Raw genomic sequence first — 12,049 nt, 5'->3', positions numbered from 1 at the left:
TTCATGAAAAGCTGAGGGCGGGCTTGGGGCCGCCGAAAAAGATCAGCCGATGATTCACTACAGAATGGCTTTTTTGGAGCAGCTTCGCAAGAATCTGGCGCTCTTCACGGCTGCCGCGAAGTTCGAAAATTCGTGAAGAGCCGAATGCCATCCGTTCGCGCCGATTTTGCCTTACGCCGGCTCGTCTCGTCCGGCGCGCTGTCTCTCTGTCCAGTGCCGAGGTCAGTTTACGCGGGCGATGCAGAAATCGATCACTTCCATCAGCGCATCCTTGTGCGCAGAGGCGGGAAGCGGCGAAAGTGCATCGCGGGCGATTGCGCCGTAATGCTTTGCCCGGGCAATCGTGTCACCAAGACCGTTATACTTGGTGATGAGGCCGAGCGCGCGCTCCAGATTCTCGTCGCTGCTCTCACCCTGTTCGATGGCCGTTTTCCAGAAATCGCGATCCTCAGACGTGCCGCGGCGGTAGGAGAGAATGACCGGCAGCGTGATCTTGCCCTCGCGGAAATCATCGCCAACATTCTTGCCGAGATCGGCGGCCTTGCCGCCATAATCCAGCGCGTCATCGACAAGCTGGAAGGCAAGGCCAAGGTTCATGCCGTAGGAGCGAAGGGCTGCACGGCTGGCTTTGTCGGTATTGGCGATGATCGGCCCAACCTCTGCCGCAGCGGCGAAAAGCGCCGCCGTCTTGGCGCGAATGACCGAGAGATAATCGTCTTCCGTCGTTTCCATGTTCTTGGCAACGGAAAGCTGCAACACTTCACCTTCGGCAATCACGGCGGCGGCGGAGGCGAGAACGTCGAGCGCATCCAGCGATCCGGTCTCCACCATCATCTTGAAGGCCTGGCCGAGCAGGAAATCTCCCACCAGAACGCTGGCCTGATTGCCCCAGATCATGCGGGCGGTGGATTTGCCGCGGCGCAGATCGCTCTCATCCACCACATCGTCATGCAGAAGCGTGGCGGTGTGCATGAATTCGACGCTGGTGGCGAGCTTGATATGGCCTTCGCCTTCATAGCCGAACATCTGCGCCGCAGCGAGTGTCAGCATGGGCCGCAGGCGCTTGCCCCCGGAAGAGATCAGGTGGTTGGCCACCTCGGGAATCATCTGCACATCCGATCCCGCCTTCGACAGGATCAGCTGGTTGACCCGATCCATGTCCGATTTGGTAAGATCGACCAATGGCTTTACGGATGCCTGCTTGTTTTTGCCCTCTTCGAGCGGAATAACGACGCCCAATGAAATGGCCTCCTGTTCAAATGTTGCGCCGGACAATAGAAAGGGGCGCTAGAACCGGCAAGTGCCAATTATCGTTTTGACCGGGAATTGAGGTGCTTTGACGCATGAAAGAATTGATCCGCACCAATAATGCGGTTGTCCTCTCCTTTGCCACGAGTCTCCTCAACGATGCCGGCATCCACTCGCTGATCGCTGACCAATCGATGAGCGTGCTGGAAGGTTCCCTGGGACTGCTGCCAAGACGGCTTCTCGTGGAAGAGGATAGGGCCGGTGAGGCGCGCCGCCTTCTCATCGATGCGGGGCTTGAAGCGGAATTGCGGACAGAGAGATGACCGATACGCTGGACGCCTTCCATCGTGGTGCCTTCCATCTTCTTCAGCCGGAAAAGGGCGGCCACCGCGCGGGCATGGATGCCATGCTGCTCGCCTCCCTCGTGGCGGATGAGAGAGAGATTCGCGTGGCGGATCTGGGGGCCGGGGCAGGGGCGGCAGGCTTTGCCGTCGCCGCCCGCCTGAAAGGCGCGCAGGTGGTGCTTGTCGAGCGTTCGGCCCTGATGGCCGATTATGCGCGGCGAAATCTGGCTCTTGCTGAAAACGCAGCTCTCTCCGGCCGTCTCTCGGTGATCGAGGCCGATGTCACGCTGCGCGGAAAGGCCCGGCTGGACGCTGGCCTGCCGGACGATCACTTTCACCACGTCATCATGAACCCGCCCTTCAATGACAGCCGCGACCGCCGCACCCCGGATGCGCTGAAGGCCGAAGCCCATGCCATGACGGAGGATCTGTTCGAGCAATGGCTGCGCACGGCCGGTGCCATCATGGTTCCCGGCGGGCAATTGTCGCTGATTGCCCGGCCGCAATCGGTGGCAGATATTATTGCAGCCTGTGGAAAACGCTTCGGCGGGCTGGAGTTGACGGCGATCCACCCACGTCCCGGTGAAGATGCGATCCGTCTACTGGTTACGGCCATCAAGGGCTCCAAATCCCGGCTTGTCTGGCGCGCGCCGCTTTTCATGCATGGTGAAGAGGGCCATGCCTTCGCCCCCCCGGTGGATGCGCTGAACAACGGTCGCGATGCCTATGGCCGCAAAGGCCGGTGAATGACGTGGAATTTACAGGAACCAACCATTGCGCCGGCCATTCCGTTGCATACATGACGGAAAAGCAGATAAAACAGGAGATGACATGGCCGGCTTGTTGAAGACTTTGGTCCCGAAGCGTTTTCGCAAGGATGAAACGGTCATTCCGGTTGTGCGGCTTCACGGTGCCATCATGGCTGGCGGAAGCCAGCTTCGCCCCACGCTGAACCTTGCCACTGTAGCGCCCATGCTGGAGCGCGCTTTTTCTCGTAAAGATGTGCCGGTCGTTGCCATCTCCATCAATTCGCCCGGCGGCTCGCCCGTTCAATCGCGGCTGATCTATCAGCGCATTCGCGCGCTTGCCGAAGAAAAGAACAAGCGCGTGCTGATGTTCGTGGAAGATGTGGCGGCATCGGGCGGTTACATGATCGCGCTGGCGGGTGATGAGATTTTCGTGGACCCGACCTCGATCGTTGGCTCGATTGGCGTTGTCTCCGGCGGTTTCGGCTTCCCGGAACTCCTGAACAAGATCGGCGTGGAGCGGCGCGTCTATACCGCTGGCGAGAACAAGGTGATCCTCGATCCCTTCCAGCCGGAAAAGCAAAGCGATGTCGACTATCTCAAGACGCTGCAACTGGAGATCCACAAGGTCTTCATCGATATGGTCAAGGCGCGGCGTGGCGAGCGTTTGAGCGATGATGAAACCATCTTTTCCGGCCTGTTCTGGACCGGCAATCGCGGCGTGGAGCTTGGGCTTGTCGATGGGATCGGCGAGATGCGCGACGTCTTGAAGCGTCGCTTCGGACCGAAGGCGAAATTGCAGCTTATCGGGGCATCGCGTGGCCTCCTCGGTCGCAAGGTGCCCGGTGTGGCTTCGCTCGCCGGAATGCCGCATGCTGCGGAAATTGCCGCGGGTGCGGCTTCCGGTCTTGCGGCAACGCTGGAAGAAAAGGCATTGTGGGGCCGATACGGTCTCTAATTATCCAAGCACAAGGACTTCGCCATCATGCCGCAGCTTCTGTTTCTTGCCATTCTCATCGGCGGGGGCTGGCTGTTGTATCGGAAGTTCGTCGCCGATGCGGAGAAGCTGGCGCGCATCCGCCGCAGCCAGGAAAAGGAGCGTGAGACGGGCGCCATCGGTACGCTGGTCAAGGATCCGGTCACTGGCGAATATCGCGTTCGGCGCGATGAGGATGCCTGATACGGCCCGCACACTTGACCCTTGCGCCCTGCCGTGGCACCAGACGGGCAAAAATCACGAATACTGGCTCGGACATCATCCCATGACCACCACACTTGCCCCGCATATGGACCCGAAGCGCTCGTTTCAGGCGCTGATCCTGACGCTCCATAACTATTGGGCGGATAAGGGCTGTGCCGTTCTGCAACCCTATGACATGGAAGTGGGAGCGGGCACCTTCCACCCGGCAACCACGCTGCGCGCGCTTGGTCCAAAGCCCTGGAAAGCAGCCTATGTGCAGCCATCGCGCCGCCCCTCCGACGGGCGCTATGGCGAAAACCCAAACCGCTTGCAGCATTACTACCAGTATCAGGTCATTCTGAAGCCGAACCCCTCCAACCTGCAAGAACTCTACCTCGGTTCGCTGGCCGCCATCGGGCTCGATCCTCTGTTGCACGATATCCGTTTCGTGGAAGATGATTGGGAAAGCCCGACACTGGGTGCCTGGGGCCTTGGCTGGGAATGCTGGTGCGATGGCATGGAAGTCTCGCAGTTTACCTACTTCCAGGCTGTTTGCGGCATTGATTGTTCGCCGGTTGCCGGTGAATTGACCTATGGTCTGGAACGTCTGGCCATGTATGTGCAGGGCGTGGACAATGTCTATGACCTGAACTTCAACGGTCGCGAAGGCGAGGAAAAGATTTCCTACGGCGATGTCTTTCTGCAGGCAGAGCAGGAATATTCCCGCCACAACTTCGAATTCGCCAATACGGAAATGCTGCATCGTCACTTCATCGATGCGGAAAAGGAATGCCAGGCGCTGCTCGCAGCTGGCGCTCCCGGCGAAAGCGATCATCATCGCCTGCATAAATGTGTGTTTCCGGCCTATGACCAGTGCATCAAGGCCAGCCACGTCTTCAACCTTCTGGATGCTCGCGGCGTCATTTCCGTCACCGAACGTCAGAGCTACATCCTGCGGGTGCGCACGCTGGCCAAAGCTTGCGGCGAAGCCTTCCTGCTGACGGATGCCGGTGGCGTGAACCTCACGACTGCGGCCTGAAAACGCCAAGAGAAAATCCCGATGACAGGCGCGCGCTAAACGATTAGGGTTCGCGCGCGCTGAATTCGGGAGCTTTTCATGTACATCGCTTTAGCCGCCTTGGCGGCCGTCGCTCTCTATATTGTCTTTGTCTACAACGGTCTGGTGAAGTCTCGCCAGATGGCGGAAGAGGCGTGGTCAGGTATCGACGTGCAGCTGAAGCGCCGCGCCGATCTGATCCCGAACCTTATCGAAACCGTCAAAGGCTATGCGACCCACGAGAAATCGACGCTGGAAGAGGTGGTGGCGCTGCGCAACAAGGCGCAAGCCGTGCCAACCGGCGATGTGGCAGGCCGCGCTGCCGTGGAAGGTATGCTCGGTCAGGCGCTTGGGCGGATCGTTGCTCTTGCGGAGGCCTACCCGGAGCTGAAAGCCAATGAAAACTTTCTGGAGCTTCAGCGCTCACTGGAAACGGTAGAGGGCGAGATCCAGATGTCGCGCCGCTATTATAATGGTGCTGCGCGGGATCTGAACGTGAAGGTGGAAAGCTTTCCCTCCAACCTGATTGCAGGCCAGTTCGGCTTTGCCAAAAAGCCCTACTTCGAGATCGCCAATGAAGCGGATCGTGCCGTCCCATCCGTGAGATTCTGATATGCAAGCCGCCAGCGCTGCAAGGCCAGCGCTTCGCCACAATGCCCTGTGAGACGAGAATGAGTACCGATCAACTGACCATTCACCCGACCGCTCAGCCCCTGAAGGGGAAGGTGAGCCCGCCCGGTTCGAAATCCATCACCAACCGCGCTCTTTTGCTGGCGGGATTGGCCAAGGGCACCAGTCGCCTGACCGGCGCTTTGAAGAGCGACGATACCCGCTATATGGCAGAAGCCTTGCGGGCCATGGGCGTGACGGTGAACGAGCCGGACCCGACCACGTTCGTGGTGACGAGCAGCGGCCAGTTGAAGCCACCCGCCCATCCGCTTTTCCTTGGCAATGCTGGAACCGCCACCCGCTTCCTCACCGCAGCCGTTGCCCTCGGTCACGGTCGCTATGTGGTGGACGGTGACCAGCACATGCGCAAGCGCCCCATTCAGCCGCTCGTCGAGGCGCTGCGTTCGCTTGGGGTTTCCGTTGAAGCGCCGTCTGGCTGCCCTCCGGTCACGATCGAGGCTACCGGACGTTTCGAGACCAATCGCGTGGTCATCGATGCGGGCCTTTCCAGCCAGTATGTGTCGGCGCTGCTCATGGCTGCTGCCTGCGCTGCCGAGCCCTTCGAGATTGAACTGGCCGGTGCCGATATTGGCGCACGCGGCTATATCGATCTGACGCTTGCCGCCATGCGGGCCTTCGGTGCGAATGTGGAGCAACCTTCCGCCTCCGTCTGGCGCATCCAACCGACGGGTTACACGGCAACCGATTTCCACATTGAGCCGGATGCCTCCGCCGCCACCTATCTCTGGGGCGCGGAAGTGCTGACAGGCGGCGCTATCGATATCGGCACGCCCGCCACCGCCTTCACCCAGCCGGATGCCAAGGCCTATGATGTGATCTCTGCCTTTCCGCATATGCCTGCCGTGATCGATGGCAGCCAGATGCAGGATGCCATTCCCACCATTGCGGTTCTGGCGGCCTTCAATGAAACGCCGGTGCGCTTCGTTGGCATCGCAAACCTTCGGGTGAAGGAATGCGATCGCATTCGTGCGCTCTCCACTGGCCTCAACACCATTCGCGATGGTCTGGCGAGAGAGGAGGGGGATGATCTTCTCGTGGCTTCGGATCCCGGGTTGGCTGGCCAGACGTTGCCTGCGCGCATCGACAGTTTTGCCGATCACCGCATTGCCATGAGCTTTGCCCTGGCTGGCCTGAAGATTGACGGCATCACCATCCTCGATCCCGGCTGTGTGGCCAAGACCTATCCCGATTACTGGGATGCCATGGCTTCTCTCGGCGTGACGTTGGAGCGTGGCTGAGTGTCGATGCTTCGTGCGCCATCGGCGGTGATCCGGCTCGTCCTCCTGCTTCTCTTGCAGGCGGCACTGCTTGGTTTTGCCTTCGAGGCGCGCGCGGCAGAATATATTGCCGCCTACCGCTCCGAGATCCAGATTGCGCGTCAGGGCGATGTGACCGTGACGGAAATCATCACCGTCAATGCCGAGGGGCACGATATAAAGCGCGGCATCTTCCGTGATTTTCCCCTCTATATGCTGGATCGGCAGGGGCGGCGGCAAAAGGTCGGCTTCGAGGTGCTGTCCGTGACGCGCGATGGCAAGCCGGAAGAATGGAAGACGGAAAGCATTTCCGGTGGCGTGCGGATCTATATGGGTTCGCAGAACACCCAGCTGGATCGGGGGCTGCACACCTATGAGCTGACCTACCGCACCGACCGGCAGATCCGTTACCAGGAGAATTTCGACGAATTCTATTGGAATGTGACCGGCAATGGCTGGATGTTCCGCATCGATCAGGCGTCGGTGGTGGTGCAGTTGCCGCCGGGCGTGAAGGCTCTGAACACGGATTTCTTCACCGGGCCGGAAGGGGCAACGGGCAAGGATGCGCGCCGCACAGGCAGCGAAACCGCGCCCGGCTTCGTGACGACACGGGCGCTTGCGCCGAATGAAGGGCTGACCATTGCGATTGCCATGCCGAATGGCTCCATCCTGCCGCCCAGCACTGCGCAGCAAAGGGGCTGGCTCCTGCGCGACAATCTCAATCTGATGATTGCGCTGCCCGCTTTGGCTGTCGTCGCTCTCTTTTATATGTGGGGCTGGCGTCGCGTGGGGCGCGATCCGCCGCGTGGCGTTGTGGTGCCAAACTGGCATCCGCCTGAGGGCCTGTCTCCAGCGCTTGTCAATTACATCGATAACAAGGGGTTTTCCGGTCAGGGCTGGGATGCTCTGTCCGCCAGCTTCATCGATCTGGCGGTGAAGGGCTATGTGCTGCTGGAAGATCTGAAGAAAAGCATCGTCATTCGCCGGACGGACAAGCCCGCAGCGCCAGATTTGCCGGTGGGCCAGATGGCGCTTCTGCGCCAGCTCGGCATGGCCAACGATAAATTCGTCATCAACAAACAGAATGGCGAAGCGGTTCAATCTCTGGGCAAGCTGTTTCGGCAGGCCATCGAGAAGGAAAACCGTGGACGCTATTACAGGGCCAACACCGCCTATATTGTGGTGGGAATTCTGCTGAGCGTTCTTTCGCTTGCGGCCATGTTGGTGCTTGGCGATCTCAACCCGGATCTGGCAGGTCTGCTCATCATGCCGGCCTTTTTCGGTCTGTTCTGGGGTGGCATTGCCATCCGGCTTGCGAAATCCATGCGCAACCGGCGAAGCTTCAGCTCTCGCCTCGGTGCTGCCTTCAGCTTTGCCGTTCTGGGTTTCATGGGTTTTGCCGTCTGCGGCGCTTTCACCATTTCTCTGGTCGAAAGCCTCGGCAATGGCCAGTGGCCGCTCTTCGTCGGCGTGGGCGGCATCGTGCTGCTCAATGCGCTCTTCTTCTTCCTCATGGGCGCGCCGACCCCGCTTGGCGCGAAGCGGATGGACGAGATCGAGGGCCTGCGCCTTTATCTGACACTCGCCGAAAAGGACCGGATGAACATGAACGGTGCGCCCGAAATGTCGCCCCGTCATTTCGAAACCCTGCTGCCCTATGCGGTGGCGCTTGGCGTGGAAAAACCCTGGAGCCGTACCTTCGAGACCTGGCTTGCCACAGCCGCAGCCGGTGCCGTTGCAGCAAGCTATCATCCCGGCTGGTATAGCGGAGAAAGCTACGGATCCTTCGGGGAGAGCATCGGTGATTTCTCCTCCTCGATGTCGTCAACCATCGCATCCACCCTTCCGCAGCCAGTGGCATCCTCTTCGTCGGGCTTCTCGTCCAGCGGCGGCTTTTCCGGCGGCGGCGGTGGCGGTGGTGGCGGCGGCGGCTGGTAGCGTAACCTTCCGCCCATTCTCTTCATTTATCTGAAGCTATGGCCGATCATTTTTAGGAATTGCTTGAAGTCGAAAGCATCGCTAAGGCAGGAACAAGTCATTTCGGGGGTAAGATTTATGACTGTTTCGACTGAAAAGCAGATACTTATTGAGCAGCGTGTAACGAATGAGGCCAAGTCCATCGGGGCCGCCTATCTTCTCTGGTTCTTTGTTGGTTGCCTGGGTGGCCACCGCTTTTATCTCGGCCGCAAGGGTTCGGGTCTGGCCATGCTGCTGTTGACGGTGGTTGGGTTCGTCACCAGCTTCATTGGTGTTGGCCTTTTCCTGTTCCTCATCGTCGGCATCTGGGCGCTGGTCGATGCTTTCCTCATTCCCGGCATGGTCTCCGAGCACAAGAACAAGATCCGCAACGAACTCTTGCAGCAGGCGATGCTGACGGGCGCATGATATTCGGCAAGGCCTCCGGCTTTCTCGTTCCCGGAAGCCTTGCATTTTTGCATCGCGGCAGATGACATTTGCCTGTGGCCTTGCTAAGTCGGCGCAACGCAAAACAATGACGCCCGCCCGAACAATGCCTGATCTTCTGCTCGAACTTCGCTCTGAGGAAATTCCTGCCCCGCCGCGCACCCGCAGCGTTGCAGACGCGAGGACGCGCAAAGAAGTAAAGCTCATGCGGGCCAAGGAACTGAACAATGCCTGATCTTCTGCTCGAACTTCGCTCTGAGGAAATTCCTGCCCGCATGCAGCGCAAGGCTGCGGGCGATCTGAAGAAGCTTGTGACCGATGCGCTGGTAGAGGCAGGTCTGACCTATGAGGGTGCGCGTGAATACTGGACGCCGCGCCGCCTGACGCTGGATATTCGTGGGCTGACGGCTCGCTCTGCCGACCAGCGGGAAGAGCGTAAAGGCCCGCGAACCGATGCGCCGGAAAAGGCCATTGAAGGCTTCCTGCGCGGTGCAGGTCTCTCTTCCGTATCGGAAGCGCAGGTCGTATCCGATCCGAAAAAGGGTGATTTCTACGTCGCCGTCATCTCCAAGCCCGGTCGTGCGGCGGAAGAGATCATAGCCGATGTGATGCCCGGCATCATCCGCTCGTTCCCATGGCCAAAGAGCATGCGTTCCGGTGCCGCCTCCATGCCGAAAGGCATGAAGTATGCAGGCATTGAGGGCAGGGGTATGGAAAGTCTGCGCTGGGTGCGCCCGCTGCAGTCCATCGTCTGCATGTTCGGGCCTGAACATGACGAGACGCAGATCATTCCCTTCGAAGTGGATGGCATCAAGGCCTCCAACGTGACCTATGGTCACCGCTTCCACGCGCCGGGCGCCATCACGGTTCGCCGTTTTGACGATTATGTTTCGAGCCTCGAAAAGGCGAAGGTCATGCTGGATGCCGACCGCCGCAAGGATGTGATCCTGCATGACGCCCGCGACCTCTCCTTTGCCAATGGTCTGGATCTGGTGGAAGATGAAGGCCTGCTGGAAGAAGTATCCGGCCTTGTCGAATGGCCGCATGTTCTGATGGGCTCTTTCGAGGAAGACTATCTTGAAATTCCGGCGGAAATCATCCGCCTGACCATCAAGACAAACCAGAAGTGCTTCGTCACCCGCCCGCAAGGGGCAACGGAAGGGCTCTCCAACCGCTTCATTCTCGTCTCCAATATCGAAGCCAAGGATGGCGGGCAGGAAATCATTCACGGCAATGGCAAGGTCGTGCGTGCGCGCCTGTCCGATGCCAAGCATTTCTGGACCCGAGACCAGGGCGATCTGCCGGATCTCGAAACCCTGAAGACCTCCGCTGAAAAGTTCGGCCTTGATCTCGCAAAGCCGCTCGATCAGCGCATGGCCAAGCTCGATGCGCTGAATGTCACCTTCCATGCCAAGCTCGGCACGCAGGGCGAGCGCGTTTCGCGCATCCGTGCGCTTGCCAAGCAGCTGGCCCCCATTGTCGGTGCGGATGAAAAGCTGGTGGATCGCGCCGTGGTTCTCGCAAAGGCTGATCTGCGCACCGAGGCCGTGGGCGAATTCCCGGAACTGCAAGGCGTGATGGGCCGCAAATATGCGGTGCTTCAGGGCGAGGATGCCTCCGTTGCTGCCGCCATTGAAGATCACTACAAGCCGCAAGGCCCGTCAGACCGCGTGCCGGAAGACAAGGTGGCGATCACGGTTGCGCTCGCTGACAAGCTGGATACGCTCGTCGGCTTCTGGGCCATCGATGAAAAGCCGACCGGCTCGAAGGATCCTTACGCGTTGCGTCGTGCAGCGCTGGGTGTCGTGCGCATCATGCTTGAACGCAAGGTGCGGCTGCCCCTGTCGCAGATCGTCAAGGATGCTGATCTTCTCGCCTTCTTCCATGAGCGCCTGAAGGTCTATCTGCGTGATATGGGCGCGCGGCATGACATTATCGATGCGGTGCTGACGCCGGAATCCGATGACCTGCTGCTGGTGGCGCGTCGTGCCGAAGCGCTGACCGCCTTCATCACTTCTGAAGATGGCAAGAACCTGCTGGCGGGCACCAAGCGTGCAACGCAGCTTCTGGCCGCCGAAGAAAAGAAGGGCACCGTGGTTGCGGACAGCGTTTCGCCGGATCTCTTGAAGCTGGATGCGGAAAAGGCGCTTCATGCGGCCATCACGTCGGCGACGCAGGATGCCGCTGCTGCTGTGAAGACGGAAGATTTCCGCTCTGCCATGGAAGCGCTTTCCAGGCTGCGCGGCCCGGTGGATAGGTTCTTCGAGGATGTGCTCGTCAATGATGAGGATGCAGCGGTGCGCGCCAATCGCCTGGCTCTGCTAAAGGCTATTCGCGAAGCAACGGGAACGGTCGCGGATTTCTCCAAGATCAGCGGTTAAAGCCAATGGCAGGGCGCATCCTCATCAGCGCCTGCCTTCTCGGCCAGCCCGTCCGGTATGATGGCAAGGGAAAGCCGCTTGTCCATCCATTCATCGACCAATGGAAGGGGGAGGGGCGTCTTGTTCCTCTCTGTCCTGAACTGGCTGGCGGCATGAGTGTGCCGCGCCCAGCTGCGGAAATCGAAAACGGCATGACAGGCGAGGATGTTCTCGCGGGTCGCGCGCGGGTTCTGGAACTGACGGGTGGCGATGTGACCGTAGCTTTCACCGCGGGAGCAGAACGTGCCTTGGCCGCAGCCCGCCAGAATGATTGCCGCTTTGCCCTGTTGATCGATGGCAGCCCATCCTGCGGCTCACAGATGATTTACGATGGCGCTTTCTCAGGCCGCAAGATCGCAGGCCATGGTGTAACCGCCGCGCTTTTGAGGCGGAATGGCATTGAAATCTTTGCGCCGTCCCAGATTGACGATCTGGCAAGAAGCCTCTGAAACAGAAAAAAACGCCGGGTTTTGGCCCGGCGTTTTCGTGTTTCGGTGATCGATCTGGATCAGCCAGCGCGTCGCATCTGCTGTGCCATGCCATGCAGGGCGCTTGTGGAAGCACTGCCATTTCCGGTGCGGAAGCCGCCGATCAGCTCCAGAAGATCGCCGGTGTCATTGGCGAGAACCTCGGCAGAAGCCGTGGTCTCTTCCGCCATGGCCGCGTTCTGCTGCGTGGCGCTATCCAGCTGGTTCAGCGCAGACG

At 59.7% G+C, this 12,049-nt stretch carries 12 protein-coding genes and 1 pseudogene; 11 read left to right on the top strand and 2 right to left on the bottom strand.

Going from position 1 to position 12,049, the window contains the following annotated elements; genetic code table 11:
• Positions 1-222: 222 nt before the first annotated feature.
• The gene (locus tag ACFSE1_RS10120; RefSeq protein ID WP_377400251.1) at positions 223-1,239 is read right to left on the bottom strand and encodes a polyprenyl synthetase family protein; all 1,017 of its coding nucleotides are present in this window, start codon (positions 1,237-1,239) and stop codon (positions 223-225) included.
• Positions 1,240-1,343: 104 nt separating this feature from the next.
• On the opposite strand from ACFSE1_RS10120, the gene ACFSE1_RS10115 reads away from it, so the two are divergent.
• The 11 genes from ACFSE1_RS10115 to ACFSE1_RS10065 all read left to right on the top strand — a co-directional run bounded on the left by ACFSE1_RS10115 (position 1,344) and on the right by ACFSE1_RS10065 (position 11,793).
• A complete protein-coding gene (locus ACFSE1_RS10115) occupies positions 1,344-1,571 on the top strand; it encodes a putative signal transducing protein (protein WP_377400248.1) in 228 nt (75 codons plus the stop codon).
• Positions 1,568-2,338: a tRNA1(Val) (adenine(37)-N6)-methyltransferase gene (locus ACFSE1_RS10110; RefSeq protein WP_377400245.1), complete on the top strand. Its 771-nt coding sequence runs from the start codon at positions 1,568-1,570 to the stop codon at positions 2,336-2,338. The genes ACFSE1_RS10115 and ACFSE1_RS10110 overlap by 4 nt, the downstream gene beginning before the upstream one ends.
• Before the next feature lie 85 nt (positions 2,339-2,423).
• Complete coding sequence (locus ACFSE1_RS10105; protein WP_377400242.1) at positions 2,424-3,296, top strand: S49 family peptidase; 873 nt, start codon at positions 2,424-2,426, stop codon at positions 3,294-3,296.
• A 27-nt stretch (positions 3,297-3,323) separates the two neighbouring features.
• On the top strand, positions 3,324-3,518 hold the full coding sequence (locus ACFSE1_RS10100) for a hypothetical protein (RefSeq protein WP_377400239.1): 195 nt from the start codon (positions 3,324-3,326) through the stop codon (positions 3,516-3,518).
• 106 nt (positions 3,519-3,624) lie between these two features.
• On the top strand, positions 3,625-4,557 hold the full coding sequence (locus ACFSE1_RS10095) for a glycine--tRNA ligase subunit alpha (protein WP_377400786.1): 933 nt from the start codon (positions 3,625-3,627) through the stop codon (positions 4,555-4,557).
• Between the two features lie 78 nt (positions 4,558-4,635).
• Entirely contained in the window at positions 4,636-5,187 is a 552-nt protein-coding gene (locus ACFSE1_RS10090) for a LemA family protein (protein WP_377400236.1), read from the top strand.
• A 59-nt stretch (positions 5,188-5,246) separates the two neighbouring features.
• The gene (locus ACFSE1_RS10085) at positions 5,247-6,503 is read left to right on the top strand and encodes a 3-phosphoshikimate 1-carboxyvinyltransferase (RefSeq protein ID WP_377400233.1); all 1,257 of its coding nucleotides are present in this window, start codon (positions 5,247-5,249) and stop codon (positions 6,501-6,503) included.
• A gap of 6 nt (positions 6,504-6,509) precedes the next feature.
• Complete coding sequence (locus tag ACFSE1_RS10080) at positions 6,510-8,459, top strand: DUF2207 domain-containing protein (protein ID WP_377400783.1); 1,950 nt, start codon at positions 6,510-6,512, stop codon at positions 8,457-8,459.
• Between the two features lie 117 nt (positions 8,460-8,576).
• A complete protein-coding gene (locus tag ACFSE1_RS10075; RefSeq protein WP_377400230.1) occupies positions 8,577-8,906 on the top strand; it encodes a TM2 domain-containing protein in 330 nt (109 codons plus the stop codon).
• A 245-nt stretch (positions 8,907-9,151) separates the two neighbouring features.
• On the top strand, positions 9,152-11,305 hold the full coding sequence (gene glyS, locus ACFSE1_RS10070) for a glycine--tRNA ligase subunit beta (protein ID WP_377400226.1): 2,154 nt from the start codon (positions 9,152-9,154) through the stop codon (positions 11,303-11,305).
• A gap of 5 nt (positions 11,306-11,310) precedes the next feature.
• Positions 11,311-11,793, top strand: coding sequence for a 2-thiouracil desulfurase family protein (locus ACFSE1_RS10065; protein ID WP_377400224.1), 483 nt, complete (start codon positions 11,311-11,313; stop codon positions 11,791-11,793).
• A gap of 59 nt (positions 11,794-11,852) precedes the next feature.
• Here ACFSE1_RS10065 and ACFSE1_RS10060 read toward each other — a convergent pair.
• Positions 11,853-12,049: pseudogene (locus ACFSE1_RS10060) on the bottom strand (methyl-accepting chemotaxis protein); the annotation flags it as partial.

It is taken from the genome of Affinirhizobium helianthi, assembly GCF_042680945.1.
Classification (GTDB): Bacteria; Pseudomonadota; Alphaproteobacteria; order Rhizobiales; family Rhizobiaceae; genus Neorhizobium; species Neorhizobium helianthi.
The sequence above is the reverse complement of the archived record's forward strand: the minus strand, read 5'-3'. Positions and strand labels throughout refer to the sequence as shown.